The sequence below is a fragment of the Lysobacter sp. ISL-50 genome (genome assembly GCF_018612875.1).
In the GTDB taxonomy this organism is placed as follows: Bacteria; Pseudomonadota; Gammaproteobacteria; order Xanthomonadales; family Xanthomonadaceae; genus Lysobacter.
The window spans coordinates 1-21,104 of record NZ_JAGGRI010000043.1; the positions used below are offsets into that span (position 1 = coordinate 1).

A 21,104-nucleotide genomic window follows, 5' to 3' on the forward strand; every position below is an offset into this window, starting at 1 on the left:
AAGGCTTCGACCGCGACGACGTACGCCACGGTCGGCCAGGTGATCCCGTACACCTACATCGTCACCAACACCGGCAACGTCACGATCACCGCGGCGATCAGCGTGACCGACGACAAGACCACGGTGACCTGTCCGGCGCTGCCGGCCGGTGGCCTGGCCCCGACTCAGACCCTGACCTGCACGGCGAACTACACCGTGACCCAGGCCGATCTGAACGCCGGCACCTTGACCAATATCGCCAGCGCGACCGACGGCACGACGACCTCGCCGACCGATACGGTGACGATCACCGCGACGCGCAACCCGGCGATGACCTTGGTCAAGTCCCAGCCCACCAACGCCGATAACGACGGCAGCGGCACGGTGACGATCGGCGATGTGCTGACCTACACCATCACCGCGACCAACACCGGCAACGTGACCTTGAACAACGTCGTCATCACCGACAGCAAGACCACGCCTTCGAGCTGGAATTGCCCGGCGATGGCGCCGACCGGCGGCAGCGCGACCTGCGTGGTCACCGGTACGTACACGGTGACGGCCGGCGACGCCAGCGCTGGCAACATCGTCAACGACGCCAGCGCGACCTCGACCGAAACGCCGACGCCGTCCACTTCGCAGGTGACCACGCCGGTCGCACGGCGCCCGATCGTGGCCGGCCCGGATTCGGGTACGGTCGCCAACGGCGCAACCGGCGGTGTGGCCGTGCCGAACGTGTTGATCAACGACACGCTCAACGGCCAGCCGGCGACGACTTCGAACGTCACCATCCGCCAGGTCTCGACCACCAATCCGAACGTGACCATCGATCCGGCCACCGGCGCGGTCAGCGTCGCGCCGGGCACGCCGCAGGGCAGTTACGTGGTGCGTTACGAGATCTGCGAAATCGCCGATCCGACCAACTGCACGCAGGCCGACGTGACCGTGACGGTGAGCGCCGCGGTCATCGACGCGGTCGATGACATCGTCGCCACGCCGGTCAACGGCGGCACCGGCGGCACCAACGTGATCAACGTGCTCGGCAACGACACGCTCGGCGGCAGTACCGTCAATCCCGCCGACGTCACCGTCACCCCGAACACCAACGGTCCGCTGACGGTGAAGGCCGATGGCGGCGTGGACGTCGCGCCCGGTACGCCGGCCGGCAACTACACCGTGACCTACCAGCTGTGCGAAGTGCTGAACCCGAGCAACTGCGATACCGCCACGGTCACCATCACCGTGACCGCGCCCGCGATCACCGCCACCGACGATCCCGCCGGCGGCACGGGCACGACTCCGCAGAACACGCCGGTGACGACCAACGTGATCGCCAACGACACGCTCAACGGCGCGCCGATCGATCCGAACCTGGTCGTGATCGCCGTCAGCACCGATCCCAGCAACGGCACCGTCGTGGTCAACGGCGACGGCACCATCACCTATACGCCGCGCCCGAACTTCAGCGGCAACGACAGCTACGTCTACACGATCTGCGAGAAGCTCAATCCGACCAACTGCGCGACCGCGACGGTCACCGTCACGGTGCAGCCCAATACGGTCACGGCCAATCCGGATACGGGCAAGACCGACCAGGGCACGCCGGTGACGATCAACGTGGTCGGCAACGACACGGTGACCGGCGCGCCGCTGGACCCGGCCTCGCTGACCATCGTCGGCCAGCCCAACAACGGCACCGTGACCTGCGCGGCCGGTTCGTGCACCTACACGCCGAACCCGCTGTTCGCCGGTACCGACACCTTCACCTATCGCGTCTGCGACGTGTCTTCGCCGACGCCGGTGTGCGCGAACGCGACGGTGACCATCACCGTGGTGGCCAATGCGCCGGTGCTGCGCCTGATCAAGACGGCGGCGGTGCGCGAGGTCAAGATCGGCGATCTGGTCCGCTACACCGTGCAGATCGAGAACGTCGGCGATTCGCCCGCGGTCAACGCGACCCTGGTCGATATCCCGCCGGCCGGCTTCACCTTCGTCGATAACTCGCTGACGGTGGACGACGACAACCGCAATGGCGTGGTGATGAGCGCCAATCCGCTGCGCATCGGCGGCATCGACATCGCGGTCGGCGGCAAGGGCTCAGTGAGCTACTTCCTGCGAGTCGGCGCCGGCGTGGGCAAGGGCGGTCACAAGAACCAGGTCGCCGGCTACGACGACAACGGCACCAAGATCAGTAACGACGCCACCGCCGAAGTCACGATGGCGGGCGATCCGCTGCTGGAGGACAGCCTGATCGTCGGCAGCGTGTTCGACGACCGCGACAGCGACGGCTGGCAGGATCCGGCCAAGGCCACCGGCGTGCGCGTGCAGGGCGGCTTCGCTGCGAACGCCTACGTCGCCGGTTCCACCACGGTTGATCGCGGCGACGGTCCGGTCGCCGAGCCCGACGCGAGCGCGCCGCTGCTGCATGGCATCGCGCTGGGTCGCATCGAAGGCCGCAGCTCCGACGCGGTCACCGCCGCGCAGCGGCAGGTGATCGTGCGGCAGACGCTGAGCTCGCTGGAGTTCACCGACGACTTCGTGCTGACCACCGACGAAGGCACCACGGTGCGGATGGACGTCGCCGGCAAGACCACGGTCGAACGCGGCCGCGGCGATGCCGCCAAGGGCCTGACCGCGCAAGACCTGCAGATCAGCCGTCAGGTCAGCCAGAGCGCGGCCGGTTACCAGGTCGCTTACACGATCCGCAACAACGGGGTCGAGGAACGCGGCATTCCGGGCGTGCGCATCGCATCGGTGGAAGGTCTGATCATGGAAACCGACGCCTACGGCCGTTACCACCTCGAGGGCATCCACGGCGGCGACTCCGCGCGCGGACGCAACTTCATCCTCAAGGTCGATCCGGCGACATTGCCGCCGGGCTCGGTGTTCACCAGCGAAAACCCGCGCGTGCGCCGCATCACCCAGGGCGTGCCGACCCGCTTCGACTTCGGCGTCAAGCTGCCGCCGGGCGAAATCGGCAGCGGCAAGTCGAACACCGACGTCGAACTGGGCGAGGTGATCTTCGAATCCGGCAGCGCCAAGGTGAAGCCGGACTACACGCCGATGTTCGAGGACATCGCCGGCCGTCTGCGCGAGGCCGGCGGAGGCAGCGTCACCGTCACCGCGCAGGCCGAGGAGGAGGCATTGGCCTTCGCCCGCGCCCGCGCCGTGCAGGCCGAGTTGCTCAAGCAACTCGAGCCCGATCCGGACCTCGCGCACAAGGTGCAGGTGGACGTGGTGGCGGGCGTCGATGCGAGCCAGGCGTTGGTGAGCCTGGACCCGTCGATCCGCTTGGGCGAGGTGCTGTTCGACACCGACCAGGCCACGATCAAGCCGAAGTACAAGGCACTGATCAGCGAGATCGCCAAGGCGCTCAATCAGCAGGGCAGCGGAGCGGTCGGCGTCATCGGCCGCGCCGACAAACGCGGCGCCGCCGCCTACAACGTGCAACTGGGACTGCGTCGCGCCAAGGCCGTGTTCGAAGCGATCTCGGCCGAACTCAAGCCCGAGGTGAGGCAGAAAGTGAGAGTGGATATCACCGACGACACCCAGGCGCCGGTCGGCGTGGGCAACCGCTGAGGACATGACCATGAAGATGAAGATGAAGCTTCTGGACATGACCCTGATCGGCTTGCTCTCCGCCGGCGCGGCCACGCCCGCGCTCGCGCAGAAGACCGGCGTCAATAATCCGAGCCAGAACCGCGCGCCCGACACCCTGGCCCAGCCCAGGCAGGACCTGGGCCGGCGCACCACGCCGGTTCCGGTGGACCTGAGCTCGCTCGACAAGCCGGCGCCGCAGACCGAAGCGACGCAGCCGGTGCCGCGCGCCAAGTGCGAAGGCACCGAATGCCGCAGCGACGAAGGCCTGCTGTTCCGGGTGCGAACCCGCGGCGAAGAGAAGCCGGTGGCGCAGGGCGACGACGCGGCGGCGCTGCAAGCCAATCGCCGCGTCGATGTGGTGCACGAGAACCTCGCGCCGGGCGCGGCGAAGATCGCCGGCAAGTTCCAGATCGACCTGCCCAACGGCGGCGTGATCTGGGCGACCGAAGATCCCACGCTCGGCCCGCCGGTGCTCAACGTGCAGGCCGGTTCGACCGCGCCGTTCGAGAACGGCCGCATCACCAAGCCGGTGCGCTTCCACGGCTACACCAACTACGCCTCGTTCATCGACAAGCTGACGGTGACGGTCTACCGCGGCAGCGACACTGATCTGGTGACGCCGCTGGCGACGATCGACCTGCCGGTCGAGAACGTCTCCGAGCAGGAGTGGGACGGCACGCTGCCGTCCAACATCAATCTGCTGGCCGGCGACGAGCTGATCTACATCGCCCGCGCCTACGGCAAGGACGGCGCGTTCGACGAAATCAACCAGCAGCGCATCCAGTTGCTGAAGCCGGAAGAGTACGACCGCGGCGTGCAGATCCAGCGCGAGGAAGTGCAGCGCACGCTCGGCCAGCCGATCGACGATCGCGGCGCGCAGGACGTGGCGATCACCAGTTCGATCTACGGCTCCAACGCGATCCGCATCCAGAACATCCCGGTGTACGGTTCGCGCGTGCGCATCTACGGCCGCGACATCCCGCGCGACAGCCAGCTGACGATCAACGACCAGACCTTCCCGATCGACCTGGAACGCAAGTTCGCGGCCGAGTTCCTGGAACCGGTCGGCCCGCACACCTACGCGGTGAAGATCAAGAACCGCGGCGGCGGCGACATCGAGAAGAATCTCGACGTCAACGTGACCGGCAAGTACAGCTTCCTGGTGGCGCTGGCCGATGTGACCCTGTCGGAGAACAACGTCAGCGGCAACATCGAGCCGCTGGCCGCGGGCGACCAGGGCCGCTACGACGACAGCTTCATCAGCGAAGGCCGCCTGGCGTTCTATTTGAAGGGCAAGGTCCAGGGCAAGTACCTGATCACCGCCCAGGCCGACACGCGCGAGAACGAAATCAAGCGCATGTTCAACGGCTTCTTCGACGCCGATGCGCAGGACATCTTCCGCCGTCTCGATCCGAACCTGTACTACCCGGTCTACGGCGACGATTCCAACACCTATCGCGATGTCGATACCCAGGGCAAGTTGTACCTGCGCGTGGACTGGGATCAGAACCAGGCGATGTGGGGCAACTTCAACACCGGCATCACCGGCACCGAATACGGCCAGTACAACCGCTCGCTGTACGGCGCGGCGTTGAGCTGGCGCAGCCGCAACACCACCGTGCTCGGCGATCCGCGCAGCGAACTCAAGCTGTTCGGTTCCGAAGCGCAGAGCGCGCTCGGCCACACCGAGTTCCTCGGCACCGGCAACAGCGTGTACATGCTGCGCCACACCGACGTCCTGCCGGGTTCGGAAAAGGTCACGGTGGAAATCCGCGACGTCACCACCGGCCGGGTCGAGTCGCGCGTGGACCTCAAGCGCGGCGCCGATTACGAAATGAACGACATGCAGGGTCGCCTCATCCTGACCCGGGCCTTGTCGCAGATCACCCGCGAAAACGTGCGCACCCTGACCCGCGACACGCCGCTGGACGGCTACACCCAGCGCCTGCTGGTCGATTACGAATACGTCCCGGCCGGTTTCCAGACCGACGACGTCAGCGCCGGTTTCCGCGGCAAGCAATGGTTCGGCGACCACTTCGCGGTCGGCGGCACCTACATCGACGAAAACCGCAGCGGCGACGACTACAGCCTCAAGGGCGTGGACCTGACCCTGCAGGCCGGTCGCGGCACTTATCTGAAACTGGAGAAGACGCGCACCGAATCCACCGCCGCGCCGATCTGGTATTCGACCAACGGCGGCGTCGATTTCACCCGCATCAACCCGGTCACCGGGGCGCGCAGGGGCGATGCCGACAAGGTCGAAGCGCGCGCCAACTTCAAGGAACTGGGTTGGACCGAGCTCGACTGGAGCGTCGGCGCCTGGTGGCGCGACATCGACGAAGGTTTCTCGATTTCGCGTTACGACAACGGCGAAGCGGTGCAGGAGTACGGCGCGGAGTTCCTCGGCTATTTCACGGAGAACTTCAGCCTGTTCGGCCGACACACCCGTCGCGAACGCGGCGACGAGTCGCTCGAACAAAGCCAGCTGACCGCCGATTGGCGCATCACCAACGACGACCAGCTCGGTGCCGAACTGCGCCGGATCCGCGAAGAACGCGGCGCGAGTTCGACCTCGACCGCGCCCGACATCGACGCGATGCTGTTCGCGCTCAGCTACCGTCATCGCATCGGCTCGACGCTGGAGTTGTACGCGACCGGGCAATACACGGTCGATGACGACGGCGGCAAGTACGACCGCAACGATCTGCTCACCCTGGGCGCGCGCTACCTGTTCGGCGATCGCTCCAGCGTCGGCGCGGAAGTCAGCAGCGGCAGCCGCGGCCAGGCCGGCAAGCTCGACGCCGAATACCGCCTCAACACCGACCACACCCTGTACGGCGCCTACACCTTCAGCACCGACAACACTGAGCGCGATCCGCTGTTCGACAACGCACTGCAGACCGGTTGGACCATCGGCCAGCGCTGGCGCTTGAACAACCAGACCAACCTCTACAACGAGAGCCAGTTCCTCAAGGACCCGCGCGATTCCAGCGAAGGCATCATGCATACCTTCGGCATGGACTTCTATCCGGCCGAAGGCTGGAACCTGGGCTTCACCTTGATGGACGGCGATCTGGAAGCCTCCACCGGCCACGTCGATCGCCGCGCCTACAGCCTCAGCGGCGGCCGCGTCGATCCGCGCACCGATTGGTCGAGCAAGATCGAATACCGCAAGGACAGCGGCGCCGAGCGTCGCGAAGTGTGGGTCACCACCAACCGCCTGTTCTACAAGATCAACGAGGACTGGCGCATCGCCGCGCGCTTCGTCTACTCCGACATCAACGACGAAATCGACGCCAGCCGCGGCGCCAAGACTGTCGAAGGCAACCTGGGCTTCGCCTACCGTCCGCACGACAGCTCGCGCTGGGCCGCGTTCGGCAAGTACATCTACCTGTACGACCTGGCCACCATCGGCCAGGAAGGCGGCAACCAGTACGACCAACGCTCGCAGGTGCTGTCGTTCGAAGGCATCTACCGCATCGACGACAAGTGGGAAGTGGGCGGCAAGGCCGCCAGTCGTTGGGGCGACTACCGCCTCGGCCGCGGCACCGGCCTGTGGCTGGACAGCCGCGCCGACTTCCTCGCCGGGCAAGTGCGCTACCACCTGATCGCCAAGTGGGACGCCATGGCCGAATACCGCTGGCTGGCGGTGAAGGACGGCGGCGACAAGCGCGGTTGGCTGGTCGGCGTGGACCGTCAGATCGGCGACAACTTCAAGGTCGGTATCGGCTACAACTTCACCGATTTCAGCGACGATTTGACGGATCTGGAGTACGACAACAAGGGGTGGTTCTTGAATTTGGCGGGTTACTACTGACCGGCGCGATTCGACATCCGTGGTATCGAGGGCGTCCGAAAGGGCGCCCTTTTTTTACTCGTGCGATCCGGCATGGTTCTAACCTACAGCCGAAGCACGAAAATTCGCCCCCTTTGAAAAAGGGGGCTGGCGCCTGCGAACGCGGGATGTCGAGTGGTCAACCCATGCGCCGGGGGATTTTCTCCTGCCGCGGCAGAACGTTCCGGTACAAACCCAGATAGCTTCTTAAGGGGGAAACGAAAATTCTAAGAGGGGCGCTGCGCCCTCGGAACGCGCAAGCTCAAACCAGTTCCTTACGTACGAGCACTCCGGCGTCGCGCGGAATAACCTCGCCTTGGTCCGGTGAGATCTGTGCGCTTGCTGCGTCTCGATCCATACCGCCCTGCATCACGAACTTCGGCCCACCCGTCGCCCCCGACTCGTTGACATATTCGCTCTCGCGCATAGTCACGCTGGCCAGCTTGCCGTCCTCCAGCGTCACCACCTGATCGGCGACATCGAAGTAGCGATCGTCGTGGCTGATCGCGACGATCGCCTTGTTGCGCCGTTTCAGCGCCGGCAGTATTTCGTAGTAGAACACCGCCTTGAAGGTCGGGTCCTGGTCGGCGGCCCATTCGTCGAACAGGTACAGGTCCTTGTCGTCGAGAATCGCCGCCAGCAGCGCCATGCGGCGTCGCTGGCCGTCGGACAGCGACAGGGTCGAGAACTTGCCGTCGCGGTACTTCACCTTGTGGTCGAGTTGCAGCGCCTTGAGGTAATGCTCGACCAGTTCGGTCAAGCGCTCGCGCTCCTCGGAGCCGAGCACGCGGTCGAACAGGTAGTAGTCGGAGTAGATCGCGCCGATCGACTGGCGCAGCGAGCCGATGGTGGCGTCGCTGAGGGTCTGTTCGCCGAAGTGGATGTTTCCGCCGGTCGGGCGGTAGTGCAGGGTGATCAGCTTGCTCAGCGTCGATTTGCCCGAGCCGTTGCCGCCGACGATGAAGGTGATCTGGCCTTTGCGGATCTGCAGATCCAGCGGCCCGACCTGGAAGCCCGCGCCCTCGGCGGCCTGATGGTGGTAGCTGACCTGTTCGAAACGCACGCAGTCCCATTGCGCCGCCGGCTCCTGCACGGGGTCGATCGATTCGGCGGGAATTTCCTCGAACAGCTTCGCCACGCGCTGCACCGACACGCGCGAGACCGTCAACTGCGGAATATAGTTGAGGATCATCGCCACCGGGCCGGTGATGTAGAGCAGGGCCATGATCACGCCGATCAGCTCCGGCGTGCTGACCAGATGGTAGTTGACGAAAATAAAGAGGATCGAGCCGATCACGAAGAAGCTCAGCAGATCCCCGTAATTGCTCGCCGCGCGCACCAGCGTATGGCCGGCCTTCTCGCTGGAGCGGACCTGGTGCTCGTGCGCCATCAGCACGTCGTCGAAAAACGCCTGGCGCTTGCTGTCGTTGAGCTTGAGTTCCTTGATGCCGTGGATCAGGCCCTGGATGGATTCTTGCAATCCATCGAAACCGTGACGCGCGCGTATGAAATGGCGGCGGCCGAACAGCATGGGGATCTGATAGCTCGCCACGCCGAAGGCGATGCACCCCAGCACGAACACGAACACGTCCGCGTTGAGCACCAGCAGGAAGCCGAGCATGCCGATCAGGGTGACGATGTTGATCAGCAGGTCCGGCATCATCCGCGCGCCCAGTACGATGCGCGGCACGTCGGTGGTCAGGGCGGCGATCATGCGCGCCGCGCCGATGCGCTCCAGCGCCGGCAAGGGCGCATTGGCGATGCGCGCGTACATCCGCGTTCGCAGGTCCGAGGCCACGTCGATGGCGACCCGGGTCAGCATGATCTGCGAGAGCGTGCGCGCCACCAGGATGAACACGCATACCAGCGCGAACACCGCGGCGAACGGCGCGTTGGCGATCTCCAGCCCGAACAGGTGCGTCGGCGCCGCGGCGACTTCGTCGAAGCGGCGGTCGCCGTCCTTGATCACGCTGAGCACCAGCGGGATCAGCAGCGAATAGCAGATGCCGGACAGGCCGCCGAGCAGGATCGAGACGAACACCCGGTTGGGCGCGCGTGCGGAAAACTGGCTGAACAATTTCATCGGCTGGCTCCTGCCGCCGCCATCGAAGCGGTGTTCGGCGCGGGGACGGCACCGTCGGCGGAGGTGCGCAGACGGTAGTAGCGAACATCGCGGAACGGTTCGACCATGTCGTCGTAATGCGGGCTCATCGCGTTACCCGATTGCCCGGTCGAATTCATGTACCAATGCGTCACCTGCTTGGGGCTGAGCGCGATCACCTGGCGAAAACCGGCGCCGAAGTCCTGCAGGTAGCCGTCGGCGTAGGCGAAATTGGACGAGGCCACATTGATGGAATTGCTCGACCCGCCGTTGCCGATCCGGCGTTCGAACACCTTATCCAGTGGCTTCATGCTGCTCATGGGGATATGTGTGTACACGGTCTTCTGCACTTGTCCCCACTGCCAATCGCGCATGCTCCAACCGCCGCGCAGTTTGTGCAGCTCATCCAGAGCGCTGGACTGGGAGCTGACCAGCGACTGCTCGCAGGTTTCGCGTTGCGGCGTATCGCGGTTGTCGCACCAGCCGGTCGGGTCGTCCTGGATCAGGCGACCGAGCCGCTCCAGGCGCACGCCATCGCCGAGCCGCCGCAGCAGGCGCGTGCGCTGCGGGTTGTTCCAGGTGCCCTGCAGCTGATCGGCGAACACGGCGCCGCGGAAATGCTGCATCCACACGTGGAAGATGCTCGCGGCCTGGCTGTCGGCGCGCATGTCTCCGCTCCAGCCGCGCAGATAGGCGGCGGCCTGGGCGCCGTGCTCGCCTTGCGGCAGGCGCTCGCGCAAGCGCGTCATCATCGCGGCGGCGTCCAGATCGACGGTGTCGGCCTGGATGCGTTGCATATCCTCGGCGACGAGTTTGCGGCCGGAGCCGATGCCCTGCCGCAACAGTTGCTCGATGCGTTGCGCCCGCGCCGGAGATGCCCAGTCGTGCGAGACGAAGTAGGGGTAGTCGTCGCCGACCACGCGGTTGTTCGCGCTGACCAGGTAACCCGAGGGTGGGTTGTACGTTTGCGGCCATTGCGCCGGCGGCACTTCGCCGGACCAACCGTAGCTGGAATCCCACCCCGGCGAGGGAATGGTGCCTTCGCCACGGCTGCGCACCGGAATGCGGCCGGCGCCGAGATAGCCGATGTTGCCGGCGCGATCGGCATAGAGCATGTTCATCGCCGGCGCGACGTGATGGCTCAAGGCCTGCTTGAACTCGCCCCAGTCGCGCGCGTAGTTCATGCGGAAGAAGGCTTCGTAACTGGTATCGGCCGCGTCCAGGCTGGTCCAGCGCAGCGCCACCGGTTGATCGAACACCTTAAAGTGATCGCTGATGATCGGCCCGTGGCGGCTGCTGCGCACCTGCAGCGTTACCGGCGCGTACTGCCGGCGAAGCTTTTCCGGGAAGTCGGCGCGCACGTTGAAGACTTCGCTGCGCACCTGGAACGGTTGCCAGACGCCGTCGGCCTCGTAGTTCGCGCCGCTTGCGTCGGCGCGTTCGAAGAACAGATCCTGGGTGTCGGCCATCATGTTGGTGCCGCCCCAGGCGATCTGCGCGTTGCGGCCGAACACCACCACCGGCAGGCCGATCAGGCTCATGCCGGAGACTTTGAGCGTCGGCGTGTCCACGCTGATCGCATGCCACAACGATGGAATCTGCAGCCCCAGGTGCGGATCGTTGGCGAGCAGGGCGCCGCCGTCGGCGGTATGCCGGCCCGCGACCGCCCAGGCGTTGCTGCCGGTGTTGGGCGCGGCCAGGCGCAGCTTGCGTTGCAGCTCGTCGTGCGAGTCGGCCATCGCCAGCAGGTCTTGCGCTTGTTCGATCGACGCGACGGTGGTCGGCGCCTGCGCGGGATACTCCGGAAAGAAGATCGCGACCTGTTCCGGCGTCAGCGCGCTCTGGGCGACATAGCGATCGATTTCGCGACGATAGTTGCCGCCCAGGTCCAGCGCGAACACCTTGATCCAGGCGAGCGAATCGATCTCGGTCCACGGCTCGGGCTTCACGCCGAGGATGCGGAATTCCGCCGGCAACTGCGCGGTGCGCGCGATCTTGGCGTTGATGCCCGCGGTGTAGGCGGTAAGCGAGGCCCGCGCCGGCGCGCTCAAGGCCGGCCAGGCCGAGCGCGCCGATTCGTAAAGGCCCAGCGTGCGGAACAACACATCGGCATCGATGCTGTCCTTGCCGAGCACCTCGCTGAGCCGGCCGCGCGCCATGCGCCGCTGCAACTCCAGCTGCCACAAGCGGTCTTGCGCCTGCGCATAGCCGACGGCGAAGAACGCGTCGCGGTCGTTGCCGGCGCTGACGTGCACGACGCCGTGTTCGTCGCGCGACAGCGTGACCGGCGCGCCGACGCCTTCGGTGATCCGGATCGTGCCCTCGGGCGGAAGGCTGTTCCTGACGTTACTCCACATCCACAGCGCGCAAGCCAGCAGCGGCAACAGCACGAACACGATCAGTCGTGCGGTCAGTGGGTGGCTGCGCAGATACATCGGCAATCTCATGAGGTCGGACCGGTGTCGCGTAGCGACAATTAATAAAGGTGAGCGAAGTTCGCGCGGGCTGCGTTCGGATCAGCGCCGAAACGATGGCCATACGCCGCCGCACGCGCGCGCGACGCGACGACTTATGTCGGAGTGGAATGAACTGATGAGTTGCGATGCGCCTCCCCTGCGCAATCCGGTCACGTGCCGGTGGTATCAGTCGTTGCGACGGCAAGGAGATGTAGTAGCGGCATATCCCTGCCTACGCTGCAAATTTTTGATGACGCTGCGGCGCACATCAACGATGCACGGTTTCCGAAGCGCTATGCTACGTGATCGTAGCGTGATCCAAATTTCGCCGAATGCAACATCTGCGTAGTACATCAACAACTTGCTGCGATCCGATGCTCTATATGTGCGTGATAGCGCGTAGCAATGAACGATGCGATGAATCACATTTCCGTATATGCGTGCTTTCTTTCTGTGCGACATATGGATAACTTACCCCGAAGCGGTTAGCAAGTTTTGTGCGTGATGTATCGAGCGCGCCGATCTGGGGGCTAAGCCTGAACGAGTAGCGACCTGCGTCGCATTTAGCGCGAGCTGAGTGCGCCTGGCGGGCTTGACAGGTGCGACCGCACAACCAAGGAAGGAGCGGGAAGGCGCGTGTCTACTTTTCCCAATATCGTGCAAGAGCGAGGGCTTTCGCAGCCCGATCGAATCGCATGCCGTTTCTTCAAGGGCGCTTCGCTGATCCCGGAAGATCTCAGCTTCGGCGAGTTATGGCGGCGTTCGTCCGCGCTCGCGCAGCGTCTGCAGGCGATGGGTCTGCGCGGTGAGCGCGCGGTGCTGGTGTGCAAATCGCAGGCGACCTTCGTCGAAGCGTTCTACGCATGTTTGCTCGCCGGCGTGGTCGCGGTGCCTACCGCGCCGCCGCGCCGGCAAGTGTTGCAAAGCCGCTTGCAGTTGATCGTCGAAGACGCGCAGGCGCGCGCCTTGTTGTTCGACGCGGACGAATTGCTGCAGGCGCAGCTGCACGAAAGCGGCGAGGCGCTGATCAAGATCGACTTGCGCGAATCGTCGGATGCATTCGTAAGTTCGGCCGAGCCATGGCGCCCGGTTTCGCCCGAAGCCGATGCGCCGGCCTTCCTTCAATACACCTCCGGGTCGACCGGCGATCCGAAGGGCGTGATCGTCACCCACGGCAACCTGATCGACAACTGCGCGTCGATCCGGGAAGCGATGGAAATCAGCGCCGATTCGGTGCTTTTTACCGCATTGCCGCTGTTTCACGACATGGGATTGGTCGGCGGCGTGCTGCAGCTGATGTACTCGGGTTGTTCGGCCGGATTCATGTCGCCGGCGGAATTCGTCCAGTACCCCGAGCGCTGGTTGCAGATCATTTCCAAGTACCGCGTGACCGTCAGCGGCGGTCCGAATTTCATGTACGAACTGGCCGCCGGCTCGGTCGGCGATGAGCGACTGCAGGGCGTCGATCTGTCGTGTTGGCGGGTGGCGTTCTGCGGCGCCGAGCCGATCAGGGCCAGCACGATCGAGCGCTTCGGCGAGCGCTACGCCGCTTACGGTTTCGACGCGGGCGCGTTCTATCCGTGCTACGGCATGGCCGAGTCGACGCTGTTCATCACCGGTACCTCGGTCGGGCAGGCGCCGCGGCTCGCGCATCGCGACGGTACGCGAGTCGTCGGCTGCGGCCATGTGCGCGGCGACGTGCGGCTGGAAATCGTCGATCCCGATACGCAAGTGCGCGTACGCGCCGGCGAGGTCGGTGAGATATGGGTCGGCAGCGCAAGCGTGGCGAGGGGCTATTGGCGGCGGCCGGAACTCAGTGCGCGGATTTTCGGCGCCCGTATCGAAGGCGGCGATGAGGCTTATCTGCGCACCGGCGATCTGGGTTTCATCAGCGACGGTCAGTTGTACATCGCCGGACGGCTCAAGGATTTGATCATCGTCAGTGGGCGCAAGTACGCGCCGCAGGACATCGAGCACGAATGCGAGCGCAGCCACGGCGCGTTGCGCCAGGCGGGCGGCGCGGCGTTCTCGGTCGAGGACGGTGAACGCGAATCGGTGGTGGTCGTGTTCGAGCTCAAGCGCGAATGGCTGCGCCGTCGTTCCGAGTGGGACGAAGTCACGCGCGCGATGCGCGCCGGCGTCAGCGCCGCGTACGGCTTGCCGCTGTCGGACGTGGTGCTGATCGCGCCGGGCAGTCTGCCGCGCACGTCCAGCGGCAAGGTCCGGCGTGCGCAATGCCGGATGGATTACCTCGCGGGCGCGTGGGAGCCCGCGGTCGAAGCTTGAAGGTTCGTCCGCGCGTCGGCGGGCGTGTTGGAACAGTTCGGGGGCAGGGATGAGTAATCGCGAGCAGTGGCTCAGGAATGCGATGGCGGACGTGATGCAGATCGAGCCTGCGCGGATATCGGTGGAACAATCGTTCGCCGAGCAAGGCGTGGATTCGCTGATGGGGCTGCGGTTGACCCGTGTCTTGCAAGACGACCTCGGAGTAGAGATCGAACTGGAATGGCTGTTCGATTATCCGAATATCCGCGAGTTGGCCGGATATCTCGATAGCCAGTTCGGCGAGCGCGCCGAAGAATCCGCTGCGACGACGGCATAACTTGGCGAACTGAGGCGTTCGGGATGAACCTGGAAGCAAGAGCGGAGCTTTGGCTGCCGCTGTCGGCGGCGCAGCGCGGCCGCTGGCTGACGTACCGCATGGCGCCGGCGCGTCAAAGCGATCACAACAATGTGTTTTCGGCTCGAGTGCGTGGGCACTTTAGCAGCGAGGCCCTGCAACAGGCCTTACGCTATTTGGCGATTCGTCACGCGATGCTGCGCGTGCGTATTCGCGAGCGCGACGGAATCGCCGAGCAGCGTTTCTGCGAGACCGCCGAAACACAACTGCGCTGCGTCGACGCCAGCGGTTGGGACGAGGGCGAACTGGCGCGGCAGGTGGAGCGCGATGGCGCACGGCCGTTCCGGCTCGACAGCGAGCCGCCGTTTCGCGCGGGCTTGTACACGCGTGGACCGGACGAGCAGGTGCTGATGCTCGCGTTCGATCACATCGCGGTGGACGGCTGGTCGTACTGGTTGCTCCTGGAAGAACTCGGCGGGCTGTTGGCCGATGCGGCCGGTTTCGATCCGGTCGCACCGGTTTACGACTACGGGCAATACGTGCGCTGGCAGGAGCAATGGCTGCGCGGCGACGAAGCGGCCACGCAGAGGAATTACTGGCGCCAGACGATCGCCGATGAAGGGACGCGGCTGCAGCTTCCGACCGATCGCGCATCCACCGATTCCGACCAGGGCACCCAGGTGGTGTCGGTATCGGTGCCCGCCGGCTTGAGCGAGGCCGTCGGCGGGTTGGCGCGACGTCACGCATCGACCTTGTACACCTGTCTGTTGGCCGCGTATCAGATGTTTCTGCATCGGATCACCGGCCAGGATAAGATTTCCGTGGGTTCGCCGATGCCGGGCCGCAGTCTGGCGCAGTGGGATGCGGTCGTTGGCGACTTCGTCAATCCGGTCGTGATCAAGGCCGGTTTTCCCGTGGGAAAACGCGTGGCGCAGGTGTTGCGCGAAACCCGAAATTCGGCGCTGAAAGCGGTGCGTTATCAGGACTATCCGTATCAGTGCGTGGTCGAAGACCTGCGCGCGAGCCGCGGCGGCGCGGAGATTTCCCTGTTCCAGACCATGTTCGTGTTCCAGCACGCGCGCCACGGCGCTGGCTTGCGTGGCTTGTGGAGCGAGCAGGGTGCGGGCGAAGGCATTGCATGGGGCGGCGCCGCGCTGAGCGCGTATCCGGCAGGCCGCAGTGGCGGCGAGTCGTTGCCGCTGGTGCTGGAAGCGATCGAACTGGAACGAGGGTTGCGCTGCGATTTCAGGTTCGACCCGGCGCTGTTCGACCGCGGCACGGTCGAACGTCTGGCAGGCTGCTGGCTGCGCCTGCTGGAGAGCCTGACTGTTGATAACGATCAGTTGGTCGACGAACTCGACTTGCTCGACCAGACGCAGCGCCATCAACTGCTGCACGACTTCAACGCGACCCAAGCGCCGTTGCCGCCAGAGCCGCTGGCGCATCGGGCCTTCGAGGCGCAGGCGGCGGCGCTTGCGCGGCAACCCGCGCTGGTGTCCGGAGATCGCACGATCTCCTACGCGGACTTGAATCGGGACGCCAACCGCATCGCGCATCGACTGATCGCCGCGGGCGTGGCTGTCGGCGATCGAGTGGGGATCTTCCTGGAGCGCGGGTCATCGTTGATCGCCGCGTTGCTCGGAACGCTCAAGGCTGGCGCGTCTTACGTGCCCATGGACCCGGCTTATCCGCCCGAACGCCTGAGCCACATGCTTCGCGACAGCGCGCCGCAGCGAGTGCTGAGCACGATGTCGTTGCGCGATCGCCTGCCCGATGCGGATGCGACGAATATTCTGTGGTTGGACGATGCTGGCATTCCGGCCGATGGCGACGATCATAATCCACGTCCGGTGGGGCTTAGCGGCAACGATGCGGCTTACCTTATCTACACCTCCGGTTCGACCGGCAAACCGAAAGGCGTGGTGGTCGAGCATCGCAGTCTGACCGCGCAGATGGCGACGCATGTGCGCAACTGCGGCCTCGGGCCGGGCGAACGCATGCTGCAGTTCGCTTCGTACTCGTTCGACAGTTCCGTGGTCGAGATATTTCCCGCGTTGTCGGCCGGCGCGACCGTGGTGCTGCGCCCGGACGATCTGATCGCGCCGGACGCGGACTTCGTCGATTTCCTGCGCAGGTACGAGGTCGGAATTGTCGATGCGCCGACCGCGTTCTGGCATCGTTGGGCGATGCAATTGCGCGACGGCGCCGTGACGCAGGCGCCATCGTTGCGCCTGGTCGTCGTCGGCGGCGAGAAGGTGGAGCGGCGCTTCCTCGATGCGTGGCTGACCGCGACGCCGTGCCCTGTGCTCAACACGTACGGGCCGACCGAAACCACGGTCTATGCCACCGCCGCTCTGCTCGACAGGACGACGGCGCGTTTGGATCGCGAGGTTCCGATCGGCGGTCCGGTGGCGAATACCCGGGTATATGTCCTGGATGCGCGCGGCGAGCCGGTGCCCGTTGGCGTCGCTGGCGAATTGTTCATTGCCGGCGCGCAGGTCGCGCGCGAGTACTGGAATCGTCCGGAGCTGACGGCGGAGCGGTTCGTGCGCGATCCGTTCAGTGCCGATCCGCAGGCGCGGATGTACAGGACCGGCGATCTGGGACGTTGGCTGGCGGACGGGGCGATCGAATACCTGGGTCGCAACGATTTCCAGGTGAAGATTCGTGGTTTCCGCATCGAATTGGGCGAAATCGAAGCCCGGCTGGTAGCCTGCGACGGTGTGCGCGAAGCGGTGGTGGTCGCGCGCGAAGACGTCGAAGGCGATAAGCGTCTGGTCGCCTATGCGGTGATGGAAGCGGGCGCCGAGTGGTCGGTGTCGTCGCTGCGCGAATCGCTGTCGAGGGACTTGGCCGAGTACATGATTCCGAGCGCCTTTGTGGCGCTGGAATCGTTGCCGCTGACTCCGAACGGAAAGCTGGATCGCAAGGCATTGCCTGCGCCGGATCAAGGCGCGATGCTGAGGCGCGAATACGAAGCGCCGCAAGGTGAAATCGAAAATGCCATCGCTGCGGTCTGGCAAGACCTGCTCGGCCTTGAGCGGGTCGGCCGCCACGATCACTTCTTCGAACTCGGCGGGCACTCGCTGCTGGCGGCGCAGGTCGCCTCGCGCCTGCGGCAGTCGTTGGCTCTTGACGTTCCGCTGCGCGACCTGTTCTCGCGTCCTACGCCGGCGATGCTTGCGGCGAGCTTGCAGGGTACGCAAAGCGCATCGCAACTGCCGATCGTGCTCGCTGATCGCAGCAAGGCGCTGCCGCTTTCGTGGGCGCAACAGCGCCTGTGGTTCCTGGATCAGCTCGACCATTCGGCCGGCGCGGCCTATCACATGCCGGTGGCTCTGCGACTGAGCGGTGAGTTGGATCGCTCCGCGCTGCGGAAGAGCTTGGATCGAATCATCGCGCGCCACGAAAACCTGCGGACCCGATTCGTCAGCCAGTCCGGCGCCCCGGTCCAGGTCATCGACTCGGCCGATACGGGCTTCGTTCTGGTTAATCAGGATTTGAGCGATCTCGCCGCCGATGCGAAAGCCGCCGCCGTAGCCACGCAAAGCCGCGAAGAGGCCCACGCCCCATTCGATCTCGCCCAGGGTCCTTTGATCCGCGGCCGACTGCTGCGCTTGAACGAACACGAACATGTGCTGCTGGTGACCCAACATCACATCGTCTCCGACGGTTGGTCGATCGGCGTACTGGTAAAGGAAGTCAGCGCCTTGTACGACGCGTTTCGGCAGGGTCAGCCCGATCCGTTGCCGCCGCTGCCGATCCAGTACGCCGACTATGCGGCGTGGCAACGCGGCTGGCTGCAAGGCGACACGTTGCAGCGTCAAACGACGTATTGGCGCGAACAACTGCGCGGCGCGCCCGCGGTCCTGGAGCTGCCGACCGACCGGCCGCGCCCGGCGGTGCAGAGCTATGCGGGCGACCGCGTTCCGGTCCGTCTGTCGAGCGATCTGAGCGCGCAACTGCGCAGCCTGTCGCAACGTCACGGCACGACCGTCTTCATGACCTTGTTGGCCGGCTGGTCAGTGCTGCTGTCGCGCCTGAGCGGCCAATCCGATGTCGTCGTCGGCAGCCCGGTCGCGAATCGCCAGCGCAGCGAACTCGAGCCGCTGATCGGCTTCTTCGTCAATACCTTGGCGCTGCGGGTGGATCTGCAAGGCGCGCCGAGCGTGGCGGATCTGTTGTCGCGGGTGAAGGTGACAACGCTGGCTGCCTATGAGCATCAGGATCTTCCGTTCGAACAGGTAGTCGAAGCCGCGCAGCCGGTGCGCAGCATGAGTCACAGCCCGCTGTTCCAGGCGCTGCTGAGTTTGAACAACACGCCCGACGGTGGCGGTCTGCAGCTGCACGGCCTGAGTCTGTCGCAACTGGACAGCGGCCAGCAGACCACGCACTTCGACCTGGAACTTTCGCTCGAAGACAGAGGCGGCGAGATCTTCGGTGAGCTGTCTTATTCGACCGATCTGTTCGATCGCTCGACTATCGAGCGCTATGTCGCCAGCCTTATCGTTCTTCTGCAGCATCTGGCTCAGGAATCGTCCACGGTCGATGCGCTGCCTTGGTTGCCGGTCGGTGAGCGGGAGCGGGTGGTGGAGGTGTTCAACGCGACCGCCGCGCCGCGCCGTATCGAGCTGATCCATCGCGCGTTCGAAGCGCAGGTCCGCGCCACGCCGGAAGCGATTGCGCTGGAGTTCGATGGTGCGCGATTGAGTTACGGCGAACTCAACCGACGCGCCAATCGTTTGGCGAACCGGCTGATCGGCCTGGGCGTAAAGCCGGATGAGCGAGTCGCGATCTGCGTCGAGCGCAGTCTGGAGATGGTGGTCGGCCTGCTCGGCACGCTGAAGGCCGGCGGCGCTTATGTCCCGCTGGACCCGAGCTATCCGCGCGATCGTCTGGCCTACATGCTCGAAGACTGCGCGCCGACGGCCGTGTTGGTGCACGCGGCTACTCGCGAACTGTTGCCGGAAGGAGCGGTTCCGCCGCGTATCGCGTTGGACGCCGATGCGTCGTTGGTTGAGCAGAACGAACACGATCCCGAGCCTGAGTCGTTGGGGCTGACGCCGCGGCATCTGGCCTACGTGATTTACACCTCGGGTTCGACCGGCCAGCCCAAGGGCGTGATGAACGAGCATCACGCTGTGATGAATCGTCTGGATTGGGGCGTTCGACAGTTCCCATGGAGCGCTTCGGACAAAGTGTTGCAAAAGACGCCGTTCGGCTTCGACGTATCGGTGTGGGAGTTCTTCCAGCCGCTGCTGTCTGGCGCGACCTTGGTGTTGGCCAAGCCGCTGGGCCATCAGGACCCGGACTATCTGGTCGATCTGATCGAAAACGCCGGTATCACGGTGGCGCATTTCGTGCCGTCGATGCTGCAGGTGTTTGTCGATCGGGCCGATGCGGGTCGCTGCAAGAGTCTGAAACAGCTGTTCTGCAGTGGTGAGGCATTGCCTTACAGCCTGCAGCAGCAAGTGTTTGCCGCGCTGCCCGGAGTTGAGTTGCACAACCTGTACGGCCCGACCGAGGCCGCGATCGAGGTGACGTATTGGAACTGCGCGGAACCGTCGCAACGGCGCGCGGTGCCGATCGGGCGCCCGGTGGCGAATACGCAGATGTATGTGCTGGATGCTCGCGGTGAGCCGGTGCCGGTGGGTGTCGCGGGCGAACTGTTTATCGCTGGCGTGCAGGTGGCGCGGGGCTATTGGAATCGTCCGGAACTGACGGCGGAGCGGTTCGTCCGTGATCCGTTCAGTACCGACCCGCAGACGCGGATGTACAAGACCGGCGATCTGGGCCGTTGGCTGGCGGACGGCACGATCGAGTACCTGGGCCGCAACGACTTCCAGGTGAAGATACGCGGCTTCCGTATCGAGCTGGGCGAGATCGAAGCGCGGTTGGTGGCCTGCGACGGCGTACGCGAGTCGGTGGTGATCGCGCGCGAAGACGTCGAAGGCGACAAGCGTCTAGTGGCTTACGTAGTCATGGAACCCGGAGCCGAACTTTCGGTGGCCGCGCTGCGCGAGGCCCTATCGAGAGATCTGGCCGAGTACATGGTCCCAAGCGCCTTCGTCGCGTTGGAAGCATTGCCGCTGACTCCGAACGGCAAGCTGGACCGCAAGGCCCTGCCGGCGCCGGATCAAGCCGCGGTGCTGAGCCGTGAATACGAAGCCCCACAAGGCGAGATCGAAACCGCCATCGCCGATATCTGGCAAGACTTGCTGGGCATCGAGCGAGTCGGCCGCCACGACCACTTCTTCGAACTCGGCGGCCATTCGCTGCTGGCCGTTCAGGTCGCATCGCGCCTGCGACAACAACTCGACGTGGATATCCCGCTGGCCGATCTGTTCAAGTCGCCGCAGCTGATCACGTTGGCCCGGACCGTGCTGCTCGCTTCGGTCGAGCGCTACTCGCAGGAAGACGTAGCGATGCATTCCGACGAACTCGACGGCCTGTCGGAAGAAGAATTGCGCGCTCTGCTAGAGGAAGAAGACGGCTGAGCTGCGATCAAGTCTG

At 65.0% G+C, this 21,104-nt stretch carries 7 protein-coding genes; 5 read left to right on the forward strand and 2 right to left on the reverse strand.

Annotation, left to right across the window (positions count from 1 at the left end):
* Together J7J50_RS21020 and J7J50_RS21025 are read left to right on the forward strand one after the other, a co-directional pair.
* The coding region (locus J7J50_RS21020) for an Ig-like domain-containing protein (RefSeq protein ID WP_215063456.1) at window positions 1-3,558 on the forward strand (3,558 nt) is incomplete at its 5' end.
* A 10-nt stretch (window positions 3,559-3,568) separates the two neighbouring features.
* Window positions 3,569-7,396 (forward strand): hypothetical protein, encoded by a 3,828-nt coding sequence (locus J7J50_RS21025; RefSeq protein WP_215061079.1) that lies wholly within the window; start codon window positions 3,569-3,571, stop codon window positions 7,394-7,396.
* A 280-nt stretch (window positions 7,397-7,676) separates the two neighbouring features.
* On the opposite strand, the gene J7J50_RS21030 is transcribed toward J7J50_RS21025, so the two are convergent.
* On the reverse strand, window positions 7,677-9,497 hold the full coding sequence (locus tag J7J50_RS21030) for a cyclic peptide export ABC transporter (RefSeq protein WP_215061086.1): 1,821 nt from the start codon (window positions 9,495-9,497) through the stop codon (window positions 7,677-7,679).
* Window positions 9,494-11,962 carry a penicillin acylase family protein gene (locus J7J50_RS21035; protein WP_215061088.1) on the reverse strand — a complete coding sequence of 823 codons (2,469 nt, stop codon included), beginning with the start codon at window positions 11,960-11,962 and terminating at the stop codon, window positions 9,494-9,496. The genes J7J50_RS21030 and J7J50_RS21035 overlap by 4 nt, the downstream gene beginning before the upstream one ends.
* 645 nt (window positions 11,963-12,607) lie before the next feature.
* On the opposite strand from J7J50_RS21035, the gene J7J50_RS21040 reads away from it, so the two are divergent.
* From J7J50_RS21040 to J7J50_RS21050, 3 genes are read left to right on the forward strand one after another with little or no spacing between them, the layout of a single operon-like run.
* Entirely contained in the window at window positions 12,608-14,257 is a 1,650-nt protein-coding gene (locus tag J7J50_RS21040; protein ID WP_215061091.1) for a fatty acyl-AMP ligase, read from the forward strand.
* A 49-nt stretch (window positions 14,258-14,306) separates the two neighbouring features.
* Window positions 14,307-14,573, forward strand: coding sequence for an acyl carrier protein (locus J7J50_RS21045; RefSeq protein WP_215061092.1), 267 nt, complete (start codon window positions 14,307-14,309; stop codon window positions 14,571-14,573).
* Between the two features lie 23 nt (window positions 14,574-14,596).
* Window positions 14,597-21,088 (forward strand): non-ribosomal peptide synthetase, encoded by a 6,492-nt coding sequence (locus tag J7J50_RS21050; protein ID WP_215061094.1) that lies wholly within the window; start codon window positions 14,597-14,599, stop codon window positions 21,086-21,088.
* Window positions 21,089-21,104 lie beyond the last annotated feature (16 nt).